The sequence below is a fragment of the Burkholderia sp. BCC1977 genome (assembly GCF_905339595.1).
GTDB lineage: Bacteria > Pseudomonadota > Gammaproteobacteria > Burkholderiales > Burkholderiaceae > Burkholderia.
Map to the genome: position 1 here is coordinate 375,706 of NZ_CAJPGQ010000001.1, position 21,481 is coordinate 397,186.

Sequence of the window (21,481 nt, forward strand, 5' to 3'; positions counted from 1 at the left end):
GATGTCTCCGGATAGTGTCGTGCAGCGCGGGTTGTGAGGGCTGCACGGCGAAGTGAGTACCAGGAACCGTTGCATCCGGGCGGCGCACCGCCCGGACTCGCGTCAGAACAGCGATTCGTCGACTTCCATCATCGTCTTCGAACCGGCGCGCGCGGCGCGGATCGTCGACGCCGTCTCGGGCAGCAGGCGCGCGAAGTAGAAGCGGGCCGTCGCGAGCTTCGACTTGTAGAACGGGTCGCCCGACGCTTCCTTGTCGAGAGCGAGACGCGCCATGCGCGCCCAGAAGTACGAGAACACCAGGTGGCCGACGGTGCGCAGGTACGGCACGGCGGCGGCGCCGACTTCGTCCGGGTTCTGCATCGCCTTCATGCCGATTTCCATCGTCAGCTTCTGCACCTTGTCGCCGATGTCCGCGAGCGGGTTGATGAACTCGGCCATCTCCGGCTTCACGCCTTCGGCTTCCGCGAATTCGGTGACGAGCTTGCCGAACTTCTTCAGCTTCGCGCCCATGTCGCCGAGCACCTTGCGGCCCAGCAGGTCGAGCGACTGGATCGAGTTCGTGCCTTCGTAGATCATGTTGATCCGCGCGTCGCGCACGTACTGCTCCATGCCCCACTCGGAGATGAAGCCGTGGCCGCCGTAGATCTGCATCGCGTGGTTGGTCGACTCGAACGCGTTGTCGGTCAGGAACGCCTTGATGATCGGCGTGAGCAGCGCGACGAGATCGGCCGCTTCCTTGCGTACCGCTTCGTCACCGTGCGACAGCTCCTTGTCGATCTGCAGCGCGGACCAGTACGTGAAGGCGCGCGCGCCTTCCGCGTAGGCCTTCTGCGTGAGCAGCATGCGGCGCACGTCCGGGTGCACGATGATCGGATCGGCCGGCTTGTCCGGTGCCTTCGGGCCCGTCAGCGAGCGCATCTGCAGGCGTTCCTTCGCGTACGTCAGTGAATTCTGGTACGCGACTTCCGTGAGGCCCAGGCCCTGCATGCCGACACCCAGACGCGCGGCGTTCATCATCACGAACATCGCGTTGAGGCCCTTGTTCGGCTCGCCGACCATCCAGCCCTTCGCGTTGTCGAGGTTCATCACGCACGTCGAGTTGCCGTGGATGCCCATCTTGTGTTCGATCGAGCCGCACTTGATGCCGTTGCGCTCGCCCGGCTCGCCCGCGGCGTCCGGAACGAACTTCGGCACGATGAACAGCGAGATCCCCTTCGTGCCCTGCGGCGCGTCCGGCAGGCGCGCGAGCACGAGGTGGATGATGTTCTTCGACATGTCGTGCTCGCCGCTCGAGATGAAGATCTTCGTGCCGCTGATCGAGTACGAGCCGTCGCCGTTCGGTTCGGCCTTGGTGCGCAGGATGCCGAGGTCGGTGCCGCAGTGCGGCTCGGTCAGGCACATCGTGCCCGTCCATTCGCCCGACACGAGCTTCGGCAGGTATTGCTGCTGCAGTTCCGGCGCGCCGTGCGCGTGCAGGCATTCGTAGGCGCCGTGCGACAGACCCGGATACATCGTCCAGGCCTGGTTCGCCGAGTTCAGCATTTCGTAGAGCGCGTTGTTCACGAACGCGGGCAGGCCCTGGCCGCCGTAGTCCGGATCGCAGCCGAGCGCCGGCCAGCCGGCCTCGACGTATTGCCGATACGCTTCCTTGAAGCCGGTCGGGGTCTTCACGACGCCGTCGCCTTCATACGTGCAGCCTTCGCGGTCGCCGACCTGGTTCAGCGGGAACAGCACCTCGGAGCAGAACTTGCCCGCCTCCTCGAGGACCTGGTTGATCGTGTCGGCGTCGAGGTCCGCGTGCCGCGGCATTTGCTTGACCTCGGCCTCGACATTCAGAAGCTCGTGCAACACGAATTGCATGTCGCGCAGCGGCGCGGCGTACTGTCCCATGACTCTCTCCAAAGGTGGGCAAAACGGCTCGAGCTCCTGGCGGGCGGGTCACGCGCCGCTAACGGCTCTCGCTCTGATACGAAACGATCGTCTTTTCCAGCGCGGCCCACGTGAGGCGCACGGCATCCGGCGAATGCAGGAATCGTGCGTCGTGATGCAGGCCGAGCGTGAAGCTGTACAGTTCGAAGAGCATCAGGTCCGGATCGGTATCCGCACGCAGATGGCCTTCTTCCTTCGCCTGCGAAATGGCACGCAGCATCGCGGCACGCCAGGCCGTCACGCTCGCGATCAACTGCTCGCGCACGGGGCTGTCAGGCCGGTCGTCGTACTCGACCGCACCGCTGATGTAGATGCATCCGGTCGTCACCTCCTGGATGCGCTTCTCCGTCCAGCGGGCCAGCATCGCCCGAAGGCGCGGCAAGCCTCGCGGCTCGCGCAGGCTCGGAAAGAACACCTCGTTTTCGAAACGATGGTGATACTCGCGGACGACCTCGACCTGCAGGTCCTCGCGCGATCCGAAGTGCGCGAACACACCGCTCTTGCTCATCTGCATGCGCTCGGCCAGGAGGCCGATCGTCAGCCCCTCCAGCCCGTCACGGCTGGCGAGGTCCAAAGCAGCTTCAAGTATCGCGGCACGCGTCTGTTCGCCTTTTCGCATAGCTTTTTCTTAACCGTTCGGGGGTTCGAATAAAATCGAACGGCCGTACTATTATTGAGTGCGGCCGCTCGCGAAACAAGGAAATTATTAGAAACCGGTGTCTAACCGAGCCGCTATTTTGCGCGATTCCGGCGGGACCGGAGCGGCTTTTCCGCACGAACGTGCGGACAGATTTTATGAAGCGGATGCTGAATCCGGGTCAGTCGTAACCGCCGACCGTCAGCGCCTTCATCACGAGGCGATACGTGTTGTACGCCAGCCAGTTGAGCATGCGCTCGATGCGCGGCCGGGCGGCGTACCGGGCGGCGTCGATTTCGCGGCCTTCGGAGAAGGCGGTCGCGATCGCGTCGCGCAGTTCGTTCGTGAGTGCATCGTAGCGCACCAGCACGACGTTCGCTTCATTGTTCAGCATCAGGCTCAGCGCGTCCAGATTCGACGAACCGACGGTCGCCCAATTGTCGTCGATCACGGCCACCTTGCCGTGCAGGATCGTCTTGTCGTATTCCGCCACGCGCACGCCCGCGCGCAGCAGCGCGTGGTACAGGAACGGCACGGCCGTATCGAGCGCCGTGAACTCCTTGCGGCCGATCAGGATCCGCACGTCGACGCCGCGCCGCGCGGCACCCGTCAGCGCGCGGCGCAGCTTGCGGCCCGGCATGAAGTACGGATTCGCGAGCAGGATCCGATGGCGCGCCTGGCCGATCGCGGCGAGATAGGCCTTCTCGATCGCGCGGCGGTTCACGACGTTGTCGCGCGCGACGAATGCGACGCTCGGCTCGGTCACGACCCGCAGCGCGCCGGCCTTGATCCACCGGTGGCTGCGCATCCAGCGCCGGAACATGTCCGGGAACGCTTCGCCGCCGTGCAGCCCCGCCGCGTACTGCGCGTACGGCTTGTGGCCGAACTGGATGCGGTGCCACTGCAGCTCGAACGCGGCGCGCACGTCCGACACCGCCGGCCCGGCCATCTCGACCGCGAAATCCCAGCGTGGAAACGGCAGCGTCGCGCTGCCCTGCGTGTAGTCGTCGACGATGTTGATGCCGCCGCAGAACGCGACCGCGTGATCGATCACCGCGAGCTTGCGGTGCGTGCGCGAGAAGCCGAAACGGCCGAACAGGAAGCGGTTGTAGATGCAGTGCTCGACACCGGCCTCGGCCCACGTGTCGAACAGCGGCAGGCGCGCGGTGCCGATGCCGTCGGTGATCACGCGCACGCGCACGCCGCGCTGCGCCGCGCGGATCAGCGCATCCGACACCGGGCGGCCGGCCGCGTCGTCGCAGAAGATGTAGGTTTCGAGCATCACCTGCTCGCGCGCCGCATCGATCCGCTCGATCAGCGCGTGGAAGAATTCGCTGCCGGTCTCGCAGAGCCGCACCGTGTTGCCGGCCGTAAACGCGAGCCGCGACGCGGAGCCGCGCTCCTGCAGGAACATCTGCCGCAATTGCGCGAAGCGCTTGCGGGTTTCCGCATTCATGCGGACGAGCCGTGCGGCGCCCGCGCGAGCGACACGCGCACGGGCAATTGCAGGATCGCTTCGGCGTTCGACGGCGAGAAGCAGCGCGCGGCCGCTTCACGGTACGGCAGCCACGCATGGTCGACATGCTCGCGCGGCGACAGCGTCACGTCGACACGGTGCGGCACGCACAGGCCGAACCAGTGCTCGACGTTGCGCGTGACGCCCGGCGCATAGCGATGCAGGTATTGCGGATAGATGCTGTATTCGATCCGGTGGCGCCAGTCGACCAGCGCGGTGGCCGGCACGTCGCGCGACCCGACCGCGATGCCGGTTTCCTCGGCGACTTCGCGCGCGGCCGTGAGCGCGAGCGGCTCGTCGAGCGCGTCCTTCGATCCGGTCACCGATTGCCAGAAATCGGGCTGGTCGGCACGCTTGATCACCAGCACGTCGAGTTCGGGCGTGTAGATCACGACGAGAACGGATTCGGGGATTTTCGGCGGCTTCGTCATCTTTGTTTCATGCGGCACGGGGCCGTGCGCCGGGCTGTGCCCGAACGGGCGGCAAGTGCTGCGACTGTACCGCAAAAAACGAAAAAGGCGCACCACGGCGCCTTTTTCGTTGGGCGTCGCGCGCGCGTCGCCGCGCACACGACCTTTGACAAGCGTTACGCCTTCGGCTGTTCCGGCTGACGCAGACGGATGTGCAGTTCGCGCAGCTGACGCTCGTCGACCGGGCTCGGCGCCTGCGTGAGCAGATCCTGCGCACGCTGCGTCTTCGGGAACGCGATCACGTCGCGGATCGAGTCGGCACCGGCCATCATCGTGACGATGCGGTCGAGGCCGAATGCGATACCGCCGTGCGGCGGCGCGCCGTACTGCAGCGCGTCCAGCAGGAAGCCGAACTTCAGCTGCGCTTCTTCCGCACCGATCTTCAGCGCGCGGAACACCTTGCTCTGCACTTCCTCGCGGTGGATACGCACCGAGCCGCCGCCGATTTCCCAGCCGTTCAGCACCATGTCGTAGGCCTTCGCGAGGCAGCGGCCCGGGTCGGTCTCGAGGTACTCGAGGTGCTCGTCCTTCGGGCTCGTGAACGGGTGGTGCGCCGCGACGTAGCGCGCGTCTTCGTCGTCGTATTCGAACATCGGGAAGTCGACGACCCACAGCGGCTTCCAGCCGGCCTGGACGAGGCCGTTCGCCTTGCCGAATTCCGAATGGCCGATCTTCAGGCGCAGCGCGCCGAGGCTGTCGTTGACGACCTTCGCGCGGTCGGCCGCGAAGAAGATGATGTCGCCGTCTTCAGCGCCGGTGCGCTCGAGGATCGCCGCGATCGACGCGTCGTGCAGGTTCTTGACGATCGGGCTTTGCAGGCCGTCGCGGCCCTTCGCCTTCTCGTTGACCTTGATCCACGCGAGGCCCTTCGCACCGTAGATGCGCACGAATTCCGTGTAGCCGTCGATGTCGCCACGCGACAGCTCGCCGCCCTTCGGCACGCGCAGCGCCGCGACACGGCCGTCCTTCGCGTTGGCCGGCGTGCTGAACACCTTGAAGTCGACGTCCTTCATCGCGTCGGTCAGCTCGGTGAATTCGAGCTGCACGCGCAGGTCCGGCTTGTCCGAACCGAAACGCGCCATCGCTTCCGAGTACGGCATCACCGGGAATTTCGCGTCGAGTTCGACGTCGATCGTCGTCTTGAAGATGTGACGGATCATGTCTTCGAACAGGTCGCGGATTTCCTGCTCGCCGAGGAACGACGTCTCGCAGTCGATCTGCGTGAATTCCGGCTGACGGTCGGCACGGAGGTCCTCGTCGCGGAAGCACTTGGTGATCTGGTAGTAACGGTCGAAGTTCGCGACCATCAGCAGCTGCTTGAACAGCTGCGGCGACTGCGGCAGCGCGAAGAACTGGCCCGCGTTCACGCGCGACGGCACGAGGTAGTCGCGCGCGCCTTCCGGCGTGCTCTTCGTCAGCATCGGCGTTTCGATGTCGATGAAGCCCTGCTCGTCGAGGTACTTGCGCGCTTCGATCGCGACACGGTAGCGCAGGCGCAGGTTGTGCTGCATCTGCGGACGGCGCAGGTCGAGCACGCGGTGCGTGAGGCGCGTCGTTTCCGACAGGTTGTCGTCGTCGAGCTGGAACGGCGGCGTGACCGACGCGTTCAGCACGATCAGCTCGTGGCACAGCACTTCGATCTTGCCGCTCTTCAGGCCGGCGTTGACCGTGCCTTCCGGACGGTTGCGCACGAGACCCTTGATCTGCACGCAGAACTCGTTGCGCACGCCTTCGGCAGTCGCGAACATTTCGGCGCGATCCGGGTCGCACACCACCTGCACGAGGCCTTCCCGATCGCGCAGGTCGATGAAGATCACACCGCCGTGATCGCGGCGGCGCTGCACCCAGCCGCACAGCGACACGGTTTGGCCCAGCAGGTGTTCGGTCACGAGACCGCAGTATTCAGTACGCATCGACATGATGTTTGCTTTCGTTCGGTTTGATCAACGGGTGCCGCAACGCGCGGCCCGGGCGATGATTCTTTACTTACAGCGGCGGCTCGACGGGACGGCGGGCGGGCGCCGGAGCCGGCGCCGGAGGCGCCACGACGCCCATCGAGACGATGTACTTGAGCGCGGCATCGACCGACATGTCGAGTTCGATGACTTCGCTCTTCGGCAGCATCAGGAAGAAGCCCGACGTCGGGTTCGGCGTCGTGGGCACGTACACGCTCACGTACTCTTCCGTCAGATGGTTGACCACGTCGCCGCCGGGCGCGCCGGTCAGAAACGCGATCGTATACGAGCCGCGACGCGGGTATTCGATCAGCAGCGCCTTGCGGAACGCGTTGCCGCTGCTCGACAGCAGCGTGTCCGACACCTGCTTGACGCTCGTGTAGATCGGCCCGACGACCGGGATGTGACGCACGACCGCGTTCCACCACGTGACGAGCTTCTGGCCGATGAAGTTCTGCGTGGCCAGCCCGACGACGAAGATGAACGCGAGCGTCAGCACCGCGCCGATCCCCGGCAGATGGAAGCCGAGCATCCGCTCCGGCTGCCACGATTCGGGCAGGAGCAGCAGCGTCTGGTCCATCGTGCCGATGATGAGGCCGAGCACCCACAGCGTGATCGCGAGCGGGACGAGAACCAGCAGGCCGGTCAGAAACACCGTTTTCAGGGTCGTCTTTTTCATCATCTGCCGTCAATGAACCGCGCCGGAGGCGCGGGTTGGTCGCGACCCGGCCGGGCCGCGACGGTCAACTGCCGGCGGCGGGCGCCGCGGCCGGGGCCGGCGCGGCGCTCGTCGTCGTACTGTCGGAACTCGCTGCAGCAGGCGCGGCTGCCGCCGGCGCCGCGGCGGCCGGTGCTGCAGCACCCGCGTCGCCCGACGCCGTCGCCGGCGCGCTGGTGCCGCCCGAGCCACCGCGGAAATCGGTGACATACCAGCCGGAGCCCTTCAGCTGGAAGCCGGCGGCGGTGACCTGCTTGCGAAAAGCATCCTTCCCGCATTCGGGGCACTGCGACAGCGGCGCGTCGCTCATCTTCTGGAGCACGTCCTTCGCGAAACCGCACGCTTCGCATCGATAGGCGTAGATCGGCATGATATTTTTCCCGCAGAAACTGGAAACGGCTTGCAAAACCTTGAATTATATCCGAAACCCCGGCGCGCTCCGGCAACGGCCGCGACGCGCGGGCTTCAGCGACGGCGCCACGTGAGCCAGCGCTCGTACCCTTCGAACACGGCCAGCGAATCGGTCACCGGCAGATCCTCGATCAGTTCGAAGTGCCGCGCGAGCAGCGCATCGAGTTCGGCGCGCTCGATGCCGAACGGCGGCCCCTTCGGTTTCGCCGTCACGAAGAAATAACCGGCCAGCAGCGCACCGGCGGGCAGCAGTTCGGCCATCCGCGCCGCATAGCCGGCGCGCAGGCTCGGCGGCAGCGCGCACAGGAACGCGCGCTCGTACACCCACTGCACGTCGAACGGCGGCCGGTACGCGAAGAAATCGGCCTGCTCGACGACGTCCGCATGCGCGCCGAGCTGCACCTTCGCGGCCGCCACCGCCTGCGCGGCGAAATCGATCGCGCGCACGGGCCAGCCCGCCTGCGCGAGCCAGCCGGCCTCCTGCGCACTGCCGCAGCCGGGAATCAGCACCGCGCACGGCTCGCGCCGCTGCGCAAACGCGCGAAACCCGTCCGGCACGCCGCCGAATTCCCACGGCGTCACGCCGCGTGTGAAACGCTCGTCCCAGAACGCGGCGTTGCCGGGGTCGCGCGTCGCGAAATCGGCGGCGCTCGGCGCGGACGGTTGTTTCGGTTCGGACATCGCGCGGCTCCTTTCGATCATGCGCCGTACGCCAGCGCGAGCAGCACGCGCGCGACGAGCGCCCCGACGCCGACGGCAAGACCGAAGATCAGCAATGCCTGCAGCAGCCGGTTGGTTCGTTTCTGCTCGACGAGAATCTGACGCATCAGTTCCTCGCTCGCCGCGCGCGGCGCATCGTGGCGCGCCGCCATCGCGTGATGGATCAGGCGCGGCAGTTGCGGCAGCGTCTTGCTCCACTGCGGCGCCTCGACCTTGAAGCGCTCGTACCAGCCGCGCAGGCCGATCTGCTCGGTCATCCATCGCTCGAGATACGGCTTCGCGGTCTTCCACAGATCGAGTTCTGGATCGAGCGAACGGCCGAGCCCCTCGACGTTCAGCATCGTCTTCTGCAGCAGCACGAGCTGCGGCTGGATCTCGACGTTGAAGCGGCGCGACGTCGAGAACAGGCGCATCAGCACCTGGCCGAGCGAGATGTCCTTCAGCGCACGGTCGAAATACGGCTCGCACACCGCGCGGATCGCGCTTTCGAGTTCCTCGACGCGCGTCTCGGGCGGCACCCAGCCCGATTCGAGGTGCAGCGTCGCGACGCGGTGGTAATCGCGCTTGAAGAACGCGAGGAAGTTCTGCGCGAGGTAGTTCTTGTCGAAATCCGACAACGCGCCGACGATCCCGAAATCGAGCGCGATATAGCGGCCGAACGTGGTCGGATCGAGGCTCACCTGGATGTTGCCAGGGTGCATGTCCGCATGGAAGAAGCCGTCGCGGAATACCTGCGTGAAGAAGATCTCGACGCCTTCGCGCGCGAGCTTCTTGATGTCGACGCCGGCCGAGCGCAGCGTCTCGACCTGGCTGATCGGCACGCCAGTCATGCGCTCCATCACGAGCACCTGCGACGTCGAGAAATCCCAGAACATCTCGGGCACGAGCAGCAGGTCGAGGCCCGCGAAGTTGCGGCGCAGCTGGCTGCCGTTGGCGGCCTCGCGCATCAGGTCCAGCTCGTCGTGCAGGTACTTGTCGAATTCGGCGACGACTTCGCGCGGCTTCAGGCGCCGGCCGTCGGCCCACATGCGTTCGGTCCAGATGGCGATGTCGCGCATCAGCGCGAGATCCGAGTCGATCACGGACAGCATGTTCGGGCGCAGCACCTTCACGGCAACGGCCTTGCCCGCGTGTACGCCCTGCTTCAGCTTCGCGAAATGCACCTGCGCGATCGACGCGCTCGCGATCGGCTCGCGCTCGAATTCGTCGAACAGCTCGTCGACCGGCGCGCCGAGCGACTTCTCGATGATCGCGATCGCGACCGCCGAATCGAATGGCGGCACCTGGTCCTGCAGCTTCGCGAGTTCGTTCGCGAAATCGACCGACAGCAGGTCGCGGCGCGTCGACAGCACCTGGCCGAACTTCACGAAGATCGGGCCGAGGCTTTCGAGCGCATGACGCAGCCGCACGGCGGGCGGATCGGAATAGCGGCGGCCGATCGTCGTGATCCGCAGCAGCAGCTTCACGCGCCGGTCGTCGATCCGGGACAGCATCACTTCGTCGAGGCCGAAGCGGATGACGGTGTAGACAATCTTGATGAAACGGAAAATGCGCATGCCCTGCGGCCCTCAGTGCGCGCCGCGCGGGCCGGAGCCCGTGCGCGCGCCGATTTTTTGTTCGAGTCGCTCGACCCGCTTCTCGACCCGCGCGAGCGCATCGCGCGCACGCGCCAGTTCGGCGTCGAAGCCGCCGAGCACCGTGCGCCGGACGACTTGCGGGTTTTCGTCGAGCCAGTACTCGGCGACGGAATCGAGCACGTTGCGGCCGGCGCGGCGCGCGCGCGCGCCGGCGTCGCGCACGACCGTCGCGATCCGGTACGCCGCCGCGTCGCCGACCAGCTTCGCGAGATCTTCCTCAGGTTCCCAGCGCAGGTGCTCGGCCAGCTTCGCGATCTGCGTCGCGAACTCCGCGTCACCCTCGATCTTCACGTGCTTCATCACGGCCGCCTGGCCGCCCTGCAGGAATGCGGCGACCGTGTCGCCCGCGAGCGCGATCGACACGTCGACGTGTTGCGCATCGTGCGCCTCCACCGCGGACAGATAGCCGTCGGGCTGCACGAGCAGCGTGAGCGTGACGGGCGGCACGTCGAGCCGGGCGGTCTTGCCCGCGTAGGGGATCAGGCGGTCGCGCGCCCACGATTCGCGCGCGAGCAGGTGATTGACAGCAGCAGCAAAAGGCTTGGCAGCAAAGGTCATCGGGCTGGGAAAGAAAAAACCCGCGCAGGCCGGGCGCCCACGCGGGTTTCTATTGTAACGTCGGATCGTCGGCAGACCGCGGCCAACCGCACACCCGGGCGGCAAGCGGTCGCAGTGCGGCAGCCGTCGCCCGGGCAGCCGGCAAGCCGGCCGCCGGTCACGCTCAGTGCGTGTTGATCTGCTGGATACCCGCGAGCAGCCAGCCCTGGCTGCCCGACTTCGACAGGTTCCACACCTCGTCGAACGGCGCCGCCGACGCATTCGCCGATTCGCGGATCAGCCCGTGGAAGCGCACGCTCGCCGACTGCTCGATGCCGCGATCCTCGATCGCGACCAGTTCCGCGTCGAGCTGCACGACATCGGTCTGGTTCGACTCGTTGCCGCGCGAGTCGAGGTCGATCTTGATCTCGGCGAACATTTCCGGCGTCGTGAACTCGCGGATGTCGGCCAGGTTGCCCTGGTCCCACGCCGCCTGCAGGCGCACGAAGTAGACCTTCGAGCTGCGCAGGAACGCCTCGGTGTCGAAGCCGGCCGGCACCTGCAGCGGTGCGGCCGCCATCGCGCCCGCCGCGCCGGCGGCTGCCGCGCCGCCGCCGAACACGCCCTGCGCTTCGTTCGCGTAGCTGCTGCCGCTACCGGCATAGTTGCTGCCGGTGCTGCCTTGCTGGAACGACGGGCTCTGCGAGTAGCTGCCCGACGACGATGCCGAGCCGCCGACCGAGTACGCCGGCTCGTTCGAGCGGCGACGGTTCATGAACTTGCGGACCAGCCAGATGCCGACCATCGCCAGCAGCGCGATCACGATGACGTTCGCCATCATGCTCGCGAACGCGCCGCCGAGGCCGAAGTGCGACAGCAGCGCCGCGATGCCGAGGCCGGCCGCGAGACCGGCGATCGGCCCGAGCCAGCGCGAGCGGTTCGGCTGCGCGGCCGGTGCCGGTGCGGCCGGATTCGCGCGCTGCGCCTGCGCCGGCGCGGCCTGCTGCATCGGCTGCTGCGCGGGCGGCGTGGCCTGGCGCTGCGTGACGGTGGAACTCTGGCGGCCGATGCTGCGCCCGCCGCCCATGCGCTTGGCCTCGGCGTCGAGCGATGCGAACGTGCCGGCCGTGAGCAGGCCGACCATCAGCAGCGTGCCGACCCGTCGAGCCCACGGCTTCGACGGCTTGCTACGGTTGAACAACGAACGCGATTCGGACATCAGCTTCTCCAGATGTAAGGCGAATGTATGGGAAGAACCCCTTAGTACTTGGTTCCTAGGTGTAAAGCTACCACGCCACCTGACAAATTGTAATATTTGACGGCATCGAGGCCCGCTTGTTCCATCATCGTCTTCAGCGTGTCCTGATCGGGGTGCATCCGGATAGATTCAGCAAGATACCGGTAACTTTCAGCATCTTTCGCGAACTTGTCGCCAAGCCACGGTAATACTTTGAAAGAATACAGATCGTACGCTTTTTTCAGCGGATCCCAGACTTTCGAGAATTCCAGCACCATCACGCGGCCGCCGGGCTTCGCGACGCGGCGCATCTCGGCGAGCGCGGCGTCCTTGTGCGTCATGTTGCGCAGCCCGAACGCGACCGTGACCACATCGAAGTAGTTGTCGGGAAAGGGAATTTTCTCGGCATCGCACAGCAGCGACGGCGTCACGACGCCCTTGTCGAGCAGCCGGTCGCGGCCCACGCGCAGCATCGACTCGTTGATGTCGGTGTGCCAGACCTCGCCGGTCGGGCCGGCCGCCTTCGCGAACGCCTTGGTCAGGTCGCCCGTGCCGGCCGCGATGTCGAGCACCTTGAAGCCGGGGCGCACGTTCGCCTGCGCGATCGTGAACATCTTCCACGCGCGGTGCATGCCGGCCGACATCAGGTCGTTCATCAGATCGTAGTTGCTCGCGACCGAATGGAACACGCCCGCCACTTTCTTCGCTTTTTCGGTTTCCTCGACGCTTTCGAAGCCGAAGTGGGTTTTGCTCATCGCGTTGATCCTCAGTAAATGGCAAGACGGCGCCGAGCGGGCGCCGTCGATTTCAGTGGCAGTGGCCGTGCGGCGCGGAGGCCGCCTGCATCGGCGCGTCGCGCTCGACGCCCGCCGCCTTCAGTTTGTCGAAATAGTCGCGCCACAGCGCGTCCTGCTGCGTCGCCAGTTCGTACAGCAGATCCCACGAGTAGATGCCGGTCGAGTGGCCGTCGGAGAACGTCGGCTGCAGCGCGTAATTGCCCACGCCCTCGAGCGCGGTGATCGTCACCTCGCGCTTGCCGGTCTGCAGCGTCTCCTGGCCGGGCCCGTGGCCGCGCACCTCGGCCGATGGCGAATAGACGCGCATCAGCTCGAACGGAATCCGGTAGCTCTCGCCGTTCGGATACTGCAATTCGAGCACGCGCGACACCGCGTGCACGACGACGCCGGACGGAATCGGCGTCGTGGAAGTCAAACCGCTCATGGCTGCCTCGAATCGGTCATGCGTTGAATTTCCTCGCGCACCGCATTGTGCAGCAGCGAGGCCTGCGCCGCGCGCGTGCGCAGCAGCGCCTCGGACACGCTGCGCTGGCGCGGCGCCCAGACGGGCTGCGGGAAATGGGCGTCGTTGGAGAAGCGCGGGATCACGTGCCAGTGCACGTGCGGCACCATGTTGCCGAGGCTCGCGAGATTCACCTTGTTCGGCTGCATCACGCGGCGCACGGCCCGCTCCACCGCGTACACCACGCGCATCAGGTGTGCCCGCTCGGGCTCGCCGAGATCGGAGAACTCGGCCACGTGCGTGCCCCAGATCACCCGGCAGAAGCCCGGGTACTCGTGCTCGCCCGTCGCGAGCACGACGCGCAGCGCATCGTCCTGCCAGAGCACCTCGCCGCCGTCGTCACGGCAAAACACGCATTCCATCGTCGCTCCCATGTGGACGGGCGCCGGCGCTGATGCGCCGGCGCCCGCTCTCATCCGTGGCCCGGCCGGGCGGCCGTCATGCCCGCATTAGACCAGCACGCGCTCGATCCCGCCATTGTTCGCGTGTGCGACATAGTCGGCCATCCAGTTCTCGCCGAGCACCTGGCGCGCGATTTCGACCACGATGTAGTCGGCCTCGATGTTCGCGTCCTCGTTGTAGCGCGACAGGCCCTGCAGGCACGACGGGCAGCTCGTCAGGATCTTCACGTCCGGGCCGTTCGCGGCAGCCGGCGCGGGTGCGCCACCGGCCACGACCGGGATGCTGCGCAGCTTCGCGGCGCCCTTGCGGATTTCCTCTTCCTTGCGGAAGCGGACCTGCGTGGACACGTCCGGACGCGTGACCGCGAGCGTGCCCGATTCGCCGCAGCAGCGATCGTTCTTCTCGATCTTGTAGCCGTCCTTCTCCGTGCCCATCAGCTCGTTGACGAGCTTCACCGGGTCCATCGTCTTGATCGGCGTGTGGCACGGGTCGTGATACATGTAGCGCGTGCCCGTCACGCCGTCGAGCTTCATCCCCTTCTCGAGCAGGAACTCGTGGATGTCGATGATCCGGCAGCCCGGGAAGATCTTGTCGAATTCATACCCGGCCAGCTGGTCGTAGCAGGTGCCGCACGACACGACCACCGTCTTGATGTCGAGGTAGTTCAGCGTGTTCGCGACCCGGTGGAACAGCACGCGGTTGTCGGTGACGATCTTCTCGGCCTTGTCGTACTGGCCCGAGCCGCGCTGCGGATAGCCGCAGCACAGGTAGCCCGGCGGCAGCACGGTCTGCACGCCGGCTTCCCACAGCATCGCCTGCGTCGCGAGGCCGACCTGCGAGAACAGGCGCTCGGAGCCGCAGCCCGGGAAGTAGAACACCGCCTCCGAATCGACGGTCGTCGACTTCGGGTTGCGGATGATCGGCACGATCTTGTTGTCCTCGATGTCGAGCAGCGCGCGCGCCGTCTTCTTCGGCAGGTTGCCCGGCATCTTCTTGTTGACGAAGTGGATCACCTGCTCGACCACGGGCGGCTTGCCGACCGTCGCCGGCGGGTGCTGGGTCTGCTTCGTCACGACCTTCTTCAGCATGTCGTTCGCGAAGCGCTGCACCTTGTAGCCGACGCCCATCATCACGCTGCGCGCGGCGTTGATCGTCTGCGGATTGGTCGCGTTCAGGAAGAACATGCCCGCCGCATTGCCGGCATTGAATTTCTTCTTGCCCATCTTGCGCAACAGGTTGCGCATGTTCATCGTGACGTCGCCGAAGTCGATCTTCACCGGGCACGGCGTCACGCACTTGTGGCACACCGTGCAGTGGTCGGCCACGTCGTTGAACTCGTCCCAGTGCTTGATCGACACGCCGCGGCGCGTCTGTTCCTCGTACAGGAACGCCTCGACCAGCAGCGAGGTCGCGAGGATCTTGTTGCGCGGGCTGTACAGCAGGTTCGCGCGCGGCACGTGGGTCGCGCACACCGGCTTGCACTTGCCGCAGCGCAGGCAGTCCTTCACCGAATCGGCGATCGCGCCGATGTCGGACTGCTGCATGATCAGCGACTCGTAGCCCATCAGCCCGAAGCTCGGCGTGTACGCGTTGCGCAGGTCGGCGCCGTCGAGCAGCTTGCCCTTGTTGAAGCGGCCGTTCGGGTCGACACGCTGCTTGTACGCGCGGAATTCGGCGATCTCGTCGTCGGTCAGGAACTCGAGCTTCGTGATGCCGATCCCGTGTTCGCCGGAAATCACGCCGTCGAGCGAGCGCGCGAGCGTCATGATGCGCGCGACCGCCGCATGCGCGTCCTGCAGCATCTCGTAGTTGTCGGAGTTGACCGGCAGGTTCGTGTGGACGTTGCCGTCGCCCGCGTGCATGTGCAGTGCGACGAACACACGGCCGCGCAGCACCTGCTTGTGGATCGCCTGCGCTTCGTCGAGGATCTGCTTGAACGCGCCGCCGTTGAAGATCGCGCGCAGCTCCGCGCGGATCTCCTGCTTCCACGAGATGCGGACCGTGCGGTCCTGCGTGACGTGGAACACGGTCACGCCCGGCTGCTCGTCCGCGCGATCGGCGAACTTCTCGGCCAGCGCCTCGTAGCCGAGTTGCACCAGGTAGTGCTGCGCCTCGCGCAGCGGCTGGTCGAGCCGGTCGCGCACGAATTCCCAGCGCGCACGCACGCGCTTGAGCAGCTCCAGCGCCTGCTGCACGCGATCCTCGAGCAGTTCGGCGCTCGGGATCTCGTTCGCGTCGTCGGTCTTGCCGAGCGGCAGGTTGCCCGCGCGGAAGAACGCTTCGAGCGCGTCGACCAGCTGCAGCTTGTTCTTCAGCGACAGCTCGATGTTGATCCGCTCGATACCGTCGGTGTACTCGCCCATCCGGTTCAGCGGGATGACGACGTCCTCGTTGATCTTGAACGCGTTGGTGTGCTTCGCGATCGCGGCCGTGCGGCTGCGGTCGAGCCAGAAGCGCTTGCGCGCCTCCGCGCTGATCGCGACGAAGCCTTCGCCGCTCTTGCCGTTCGCCATCCGGATCACTTCGGACGTCGCGTGCGCGACCGCATCGGCGTCATCGCCGACGATGTCGCCGATCAGCACCATCTTGGGGAATGCGTTGCGCTTGCTCTTGGTCGCATAGCCGACCGCGCGCAGATAGCGCTCGTCGAGGTGCTCGAGGCCCGCCAGAATCGCGCCGCCCTGCTTCGACGTCTCGAACAGGTAGTCCTTGATCTCGACGATGCTCGGGATCGCCTCGCGCGCCTGGCCGAAGAATTCGAGACAGACGGTGCGGGTGTGCGCGGGCATCTTGTGCAGCACCCAGCGCGCGGACGTGATCAGCCCGTCGCAGCCTTCCTTCTGCACGCCCGGCAGGCCGGCGAGGAACTTGTCGGTGACGTCCTTGCCGAGGCCTTCCTTGCGGAACCGGCGCCCTTCGATCTCGAGCATCTCGCTCTTCAGCAGCTTCTCGCCCGGCGCATGCGCGCCGTCGAACCACTTCAGCTCGAAACGCGCGACCGCGATGTCGTGGATCTTGCCCTGGTTGTGCTCGTGGCGCGTGACTTCGAGCCAGTTGCCGTCCGGGTCGACCATCCGCCACCAGGCCAGGTTGTCGAGCGCGGTGCCCCACAGCACGGCCTTCTTGCCGCCGGCGTTCATCGCGACGTTGCCGCCGATGCACGATGCGTCGAGCGAGGTCGGATCGACCGCGAACACGTAGCCGGCCGCCTCGGCCGCTTCGGTCACGCGGCGCGTGACGACGCCCGCGCCGGAGAAGATCGTCGGCACCTTGTGCGCGACGCCCGGCAGTTCGGTCAGCTCGACCGCGCCGAGCTGTTCGAGCTTTTCGGTGTTGATCACCGCGGAGAACGGCGTGAGCGGCACCGCGCCGCCCGTGTAGCCGGTGCCGCCGCCGCGCGGGATCACGGTCAGGCCGAGCTCGAAGCACGCCTTGATCAGCCCCGCGATCTCGGCTTCGGTATCCGGGGTCAGCACGACGAACGGGTATTCGACGCGCCAGTCGGTCGCGTCGGTCACGTGCGACACGCGCGACAGCCCGTCGAAGCGGATGTTGTCCTTCTCCGTGCAGCGGCCGAGCGCCTTGGTCGCGCGGCGGCGCAGGTCGGCCATCTTGTCGAATTCGTCGGCGAACTCGTCGACCGCGCGCTGCGCGGCGGCCTCGAGCATCTCGACGCGTCCGGCGCGTTCGCGGCCCGCGTCGTCGCGGTGCTCGGTCAGGTCGGCGCGGCGGCGCTTGCCGATCTCGGTCAGGCGGTGGTTCAGCGCCTCGATCAGCAGCGCGCGGCGCTTCGGGTTGTCGAGCAGGTCGTCCTGCAGGTACGGGTTGCGGCGCACGACCCAGATATCGCCGAGCACTTCATACAGCATCCGTGCCGAGCGGCCCGTGCGGCGTTCGGCACGCAGCTCGTCGAGCACCGACCACGCCTCCGCGCCGAGCAGGCGGATCACGATCTCGCGGTCGGAGAAGGACGTGTAGTTGTAGGGAATCTCGCGCAGTCGGGGCGCGGGGTCGGCGGCGACGGCGGCGGCCGCGCCATGCGGATCGAAAACTTGTGGTGCGTTCATGTTCGGACGACTCGGAGGGCCGATACACCGTGCACGGGCGTCGGCAAGCGCGTAGGCGCAATCTTGGGGAAATCTGTTCTGGTGCCAGGCGCGCGACTATCTCGCATGGGGCCGGAGCGGGTCTGGACTCACCGTTCCTGGCCGGCTGGGCCTGGCGGCACTCGGCGCCATCAGCACGATCGCGCGCGGCGCGCATGCCGCTCCGCCGCGGGGCTGGCTGCGCGCGGCGTCGGCTTCAACGGGGCGATCCGAGGGTGCCTCTGCATCTTCCGATCCTTGATTCAAAACGGAATTCTAACCCATGATCGGGCCATGCGTGACACGCCGGACAGGTCGTGGGGCTATCGCCGCAAGCCGCGCCAGGCCTGGTTCGGCGCGATTTCGTGTGATCATTCGCCGTCCGTCCGGTCGGTAACCATGCGGTTAAACCGGTAAAAAAGGACGCCCCATGCGGCAAACACGCCCGCCGGCGCGGTTCCGAGGCGCCCGCCCGGCACGCCGCTTGCGTGCGGACGGACCCTTGGCGCTATCATTGATCTTTTACCGTCTGCTTCCGCACCGCACGCGAGCGCCCATGGCATCCCACGATTACCTGAAGAAAATCCTCACCGCGCGCGTCTACGACGTCGCACTCGAGACGGAACTCGAACCCGCCCGCAACCTGTCGGCCCGGCTGCGCAACCCCGTTTACCTGAAGCGCGAGGACAACCAGCCGGTGTTCTCGTTCAAGCTGCGCGGCGCGTACAACAAGATGGCGCACATTCCGGCCGACGCGCTCGCGCGCGGCGTGATTACGGCATCGGCCGGCAATCATGCGCAGGGTGTCGCGTTCTCGGCGGCCCGGATGGGCGTGAAGGCCGTGATCGTCGTGCCGGTCACGACGCCGCAGGTGAAGGTCGATGCGGTCCGCGCGCACGGCGGCCCGAGCGTCGAGGTGATTCAGGCGGGCGAGTCGTACAGCGACGCGTACGCACACGCGGTGAAGGTGCAGGCGGAGCGCGACCTCACGTTCGTTCACCCGTTCGACGATCCGTACGTGATCGCCGGTCAGGGCACGATCGCGATGGAAATCCTGCGTCAGCATCAGGGCCCGATTCACGCGATCTTCGTGCCGATCGGCGGCGGCGGGCTCGCGGCCGGCGTGGCGGCCTACGTCAAGGCGGTGCGGCCGGAGATCAAGGTGTTCGGCGTGCAGGCCGAGGATTCGTGCGCGATGGCGCAGTCGCTGCAGAAGGGCGAGCGTGTCGAGCTGAGCGAGGTCGGCCTGTTCGCGGACGGCACCGCGGTGAAGCTCGTCGGCGAGGAAACCTTCCGGCTGTGCCGCGACTTCCTCGATGGCGTGCTGACGGTCGATACCGACGCGCTGTGCGCGGCGATCAAGGACGTGTTCCAGGATACGCGCAGCGTGCTCGAGCCGTCCGGCGCGCTCGCGGTCGCGGGCGCGAAACGCTATGCGGAACGCGAAGGCATCGAGAACCAGACGCTCGTCGCGGTCACGTCCGGCGCGAACATGAACTTCGACCGGATGCGCTTCGTCGCCGAACGCGCGGAAGTGGGCGAGGCGCGCGAAGCCGTGTTCGCCGTCACGATCCCCGAGGAGCGCGGCAGCTTCAAGCGCTTCTGCTCGCTCGTCGGCGATCGCAACGTGACCGAGTTCAACTACCGGATCGCCGATGCGCAGTCCGCGCACATCTTCGTCGGCGTGCAGATCAAGCGGCGCGGCGAATCGGCGGAGATCGCCGCGAACTTCGAGTCGCACGGTTTCAATACCGTCGACCTGACGCACGACGAGCTGTCGAAGGAACATATCCGCTACATGGTGGGCGGCCGCTCGCCGCTCGCGCTCGACGAACGCCTGTTCCGCTTCGAATTCCCGGAACGGCCGGGCGCGCTGATGAAGTTCCTGTCGTCGATGGCGCCGGACTGGAACATCAGCCTGTTCCACTACCGCAACCAGGGCGCGGACTACAGCTCGATCCTCGTCGGCATCCAGGTGCCGCAGGCCGATCAAGCGGAGTTCGACCGCTTCCTCGCGGCGCTCGGCTATCCGTATGTCGAAGAGAGCGCCAATCCGTCTTACCGCCTGTTCCTGTCGTAAAGGCTGCGTGCAATGAATCCCGAACATTCCCCGCTCGGCAAGGCCACCGTCTACGCAGCCGAGTACGACGCGTCGCTGCTGTTCCCGATCCCGCGCGCCGGGGCGCGCGAGCAGCTCGGCATCACGTCGGCGCTGCCGTTCTTCGGCACCGACATCTGGAACGCGTACGAGCTGTCGTGGCTCAACGCGCGCGGCAAGCCGCAGCTCGCGGTCGCGACGTTCTACGTGCCGGCCGAATCGCCGAACATCGTCGAATCGAAGTCGTTCAAGCTGTATCTCGGCTCGTTCGCGCAATCGAAATTCGACTCGATCGATGCGGTGCGCGACGTGCTGAAGCGCGACGTGTCGGCCTCGTGCGGCGCGAGCGTGTCGGTACAGCTCGTGTCGCCGCACGATTTCGGCAAGCTTCAGATGGAAGAGCTCGACGGGCTGTCGCTCGACCGGCTCGACCTCGACACCGACGTGTACGCCCCCGATCCGTCGCTGCTGTCGGCCGCCGACGCCGAGGACGAAGCGCCGGTCGAGGAGACGCTCGTGTCCGACCTGCTTCGCTCGAACTGCCCGGTCACCGGCCAGCCCGACTGGGGCAGCGTGCAGATTCACTATGTCGGGCCGCAGATCGATCACGCGGGGCTGCTGCGCTACATCATCTCGTTCCGCAATCACACGGGCTTTCACGAGCAGTGCGTCGAGCGCATCTTCCTCGACATCCTGCATGCGTGCAAACCGGTGAAGCTCGCGGTGTATGCGCGCTATACGCGCCGCGGCGGGCTCGATATCAATCCGTTCAGGACGAACTACAACCAGCCTATGCCGGACAACGCGCGGACGGCGCGGCAGTGAGAAAACCATCCGGCCGCCCCGTTACCGCATGACGGTGGCACGGGGGCCGGGACGACGCCCCGCAGGCTATCCGCGCCACGGCCTCTCCGGAAGGATCTCCACCAGACGCAGCAGATAGCCGTCGGGGTCCTGGATCAGCATCTCGATCTGGCCGTGTTCCACGTCGTCCTGACGATACCGCGAGGTTCGAGGTTCGCGGAACAGCGCCACGCCAGCGCGGCGAATCCGGTCGGCGATGGGCGCAAGCGATTCGACTTCGATCTGCAGATTGATCCCTCGTCCGAACGGAGCCTCCATCGCGCCCGTCAACCAGCTCTGCGGCCCCTGCTGCTCGAGCATCAACTGGGCCGGCCCGAGCTCGAGGTAGACGAACCCGTCCTCCGGCCGCTCGAACCGGACCTGGAATCCCAGCACGCCGGTATAGAAGCGAACGCTCATGGCGATGTCCGTGCAGATCAGTTCCGGAACCAGGGCGGCCCATTCCATATATCCCCTCTCCATACGGTAAGCGGGCCCGGTGCACGCCAATGCACCAGGCCCGTTGCGTTCAGCTCACTGCGGCCGCGTTACTTCGCCGGCGCCTTGTAAGCAATACAATCGACCTCGACCTTGCAGTCGATGACCATGCTCGACTGCACGCACGCGCGTGCCGGCGGATGCTCGCCGAAGTACGACACGAACACCTTGTTGAACGACGCGAAATCGCGTGCGTCGTCGAGCCATACGCCGCAGCGCACGACGTGCTCGAGACCGTAGCCGGCTTCCTTCAGGATCGCGATCACGTTCTCGATCGTCTGCTTCGATTGCGTGACGATCCCGCCTTCGACGACCTCGCCGTTCACCATCGGCGTCTGGCCCGACACGTACAGCCAGCCGTCGGCCTCGACCGCGCGTGCAAACGGCATCACCTGGCCGCCGGTACCCTTCGCTTCGCCTACGCCATATCGCTTCATCGTTTCACTCCTTGTTGGTCGACCGTCATCGGCATGCAAGCGCCGGCGCCGG

19 protein-coding genes are annotated in these 21,481 nt (G+C 66.4%); 2 read left to right on the forward strand and 17 right to left on the reverse strand.

The features are described 5' to 3' along the window. Positions 1 to 102: 102 nt before the first annotated feature. The 15 genes from U5771_RS01720 to U5771_RS01790 all read right to left on the reverse strand — a co-directional run bounded on the left by U5771_RS01720 (position 103) and on the right by U5771_RS01790 (position 17,535). The gene (locus U5771_RS01720) at positions 103 to 1,890 is read right to left on the reverse strand and encodes an acyl-CoA dehydrogenase C-terminal domain-containing protein (protein ID WP_322022345.1); all 1,788 of its coding nucleotides are present in this window, start codon (positions 1,888 to 1,890) and stop codon (positions 103 to 105) included. Positions 1,891 to 1,948: 58 nt separating this feature from the next. After that, positions 1,949 to 2,548 carry a TetR/AcrR family transcriptional regulator gene (locus U5771_RS01725; RefSeq protein ID WP_006751498.1) on the reverse strand — a complete coding sequence of 200 codons (600 nt, stop codon included), beginning with the start codon at positions 2,546 to 2,548 and terminating at the stop codon, positions 1,949 to 1,951. Positions 2,549 to 2,747: 199 nt separating this feature from the next. After that, positions 2,748 to 4,022 carry a cardiolipin synthase ClsB gene (clsB, locus tag U5771_RS01730; protein WP_322022346.1) on the reverse strand — a complete coding sequence of 425 codons (1,275 nt, stop codon included), beginning with the start codon at positions 4,020 to 4,022 and terminating at the stop codon, positions 2,748 to 2,750. Then, on the reverse strand, positions 4,019 to 4,513 hold the full coding sequence (gene nudB, locus U5771_RS01735) for a dihydroneopterin triphosphate diphosphatase (protein ID WP_322022347.1): 495 nt from the start codon (positions 4,511 to 4,513) through the stop codon (positions 4,019 to 4,021). The genes clsB and nudB overlap by 4 nt, the downstream gene beginning before the upstream one ends. A 155-nt stretch (positions 4,514 to 4,668) precedes the next feature. Next, complete coding sequence (gene aspS / locus U5771_RS01740; protein WP_044846832.1) at positions 4,669 to 6,471, reverse strand: aspartate--tRNA ligase; 1,803 nt, start codon at positions 6,469 to 6,471, stop codon at positions 4,669 to 4,671. Between the two features lie 67 nt (positions 6,472 to 6,538). Beyond that, positions 6,539 to 7,189, reverse strand: a complete 651-nt coding sequence (locus tag U5771_RS01745) for a DUF502 domain-containing protein (RefSeq protein WP_322022348.1) — start codon at positions 7,187 to 7,189, stop codon at positions 6,539 to 6,541. A gap of 61 nt (positions 7,190 to 7,250) precedes the next feature. Next, positions 7,251 to 7,595 carry an FmdB family zinc ribbon protein gene (locus U5771_RS01750; RefSeq protein ID WP_322022349.1) on the reverse strand — a complete coding sequence of 115 codons (345 nt, stop codon included), beginning with the start codon at positions 7,593 to 7,595 and terminating at the stop codon, positions 7,251 to 7,253. A 95-nt stretch (positions 7,596 to 7,690) separates the two neighbouring features. Then, positions 7,691 to 8,317: an SAM-dependent methyltransferase gene (locus U5771_RS01755; protein ID WP_322022350.1), complete on the reverse strand. Its 627-nt coding sequence runs from the start codon at positions 8,315 to 8,317 to the stop codon at positions 7,691 to 7,693. 17 nt (positions 8,318 to 8,334) lie between these two features. Continuing rightward, positions 8,335 to 9,912, reverse strand: a complete 1,578-nt coding sequence (gene ubiB, locus U5771_RS01760; protein ID WP_322022351.1) for a ubiquinone biosynthesis regulatory protein kinase UbiB — start codon at positions 9,910 to 9,912, stop codon at positions 8,335 to 8,337. A 12-nt stretch (positions 9,913 to 9,924) separates the two neighbouring features. After that, positions 9,925 to 10,551, reverse strand: coding sequence for an SCP2 domain-containing protein (locus U5771_RS01765; protein ID WP_322022352.1), 627 nt, complete (start codon positions 10,549 to 10,551; stop codon positions 9,925 to 9,927). A gap of 163 nt (positions 10,552 to 10,714) precedes the next feature. After that, positions 10,715 to 11,749, reverse strand: a complete 1,035-nt coding sequence (locus U5771_RS01770) for a Tim44 domain-containing protein (RefSeq protein WP_322022353.1) — start codon at positions 11,747 to 11,749, stop codon at positions 10,715 to 10,717. A gap of 41 nt (positions 11,750 to 11,790) precedes the next feature. Continuing rightward, positions 11,791 to 12,522, reverse strand: a complete 732-nt coding sequence (ubiE, locus tag U5771_RS01775) for a bifunctional demethylmenaquinone methyltransferase/2-methoxy-6-polyprenyl-1,4-benzoquinol methylase UbiE (RefSeq protein ID WP_322022354.1) — start codon at positions 12,520 to 12,522, stop codon at positions 11,791 to 11,793. A 52-nt stretch (positions 12,523 to 12,574) separates the two neighbouring features. Continuing rightward, entirely contained in the window at positions 12,575 to 12,988 is a 414-nt protein-coding gene (locus U5771_RS01780) for a gamma-butyrobetaine hydroxylase-like domain-containing protein (RefSeq protein ID WP_011546190.1), read from the reverse strand. Next, a complete protein-coding gene (locus tag U5771_RS01785) occupies positions 12,985 to 13,428 on the reverse strand; it encodes an HIT family protein (RefSeq protein WP_322022355.1) in 444 nt (147 codons plus the stop codon). Before U5771_RS01785 ends, U5771_RS01780 begins: the two co-directional genes overlap by 4 nt. Positions 13,429 to 13,515: 87 nt before the next feature. Continuing rightward, positions 13,516 to 17,535, reverse strand: a complete 4,020-nt coding sequence (locus U5771_RS01790; protein ID WP_322022356.1) for a DUF3683 domain-containing protein — start codon at positions 17,533 to 17,535, stop codon at positions 13,516 to 13,518. A 574-nt stretch (positions 17,536 to 18,109) separates the two neighbouring features. On the opposite strand from U5771_RS01790, the gene ilvA reads away from it, so the two are divergent. Both ilvA and queF read left to right on the forward strand, forming a co-directional pair. Then, complete coding sequence (gene ilvA / locus U5771_RS01795) at positions 18,110 to 19,633, forward strand: threonine ammonia-lyase, biosynthetic (RefSeq protein ID WP_322022357.1); 1,524 nt, start codon at positions 18,110 to 18,112, stop codon at positions 19,631 to 19,633. 12 nt (positions 19,634 to 19,645) lie between these two features. Next, complete coding sequence (queF, locus tag U5771_RS01800; RefSeq protein WP_322022358.1) at positions 19,646 to 20,476, forward strand: NADPH-dependent 7-cyano-7-deazaguanine reductase QueF; 831 nt, start codon at positions 19,646 to 19,648, stop codon at positions 20,474 to 20,476. A gap of 66 nt (positions 20,477 to 20,542) precedes the next feature. Here the strand turns inward: queF and U5771_RS01805 are convergent, their stop codons facing one another. Together U5771_RS01805 and U5771_RS01810 are read right to left on the reverse strand one after the other, a co-directional pair. After that, on the reverse strand, positions 20,543 to 20,962 hold the full coding sequence (locus tag U5771_RS01805; protein WP_322022359.1) for a VOC family protein: 420 nt from the start codon (positions 20,960 to 20,962) through the stop codon (positions 20,543 to 20,545). Positions 20,963 to 21,042: 80 nt separating this feature from the next. Further along, positions 21,043 to 21,429 (reverse strand): RidA family protein, encoded by a 387-nt coding sequence (locus tag U5771_RS01810; protein WP_006751946.1) that lies wholly within the window; start codon positions 21,427 to 21,429, stop codon positions 21,043 to 21,045. Positions 21,430 to 21,481 lie beyond the last annotated feature (52 nt).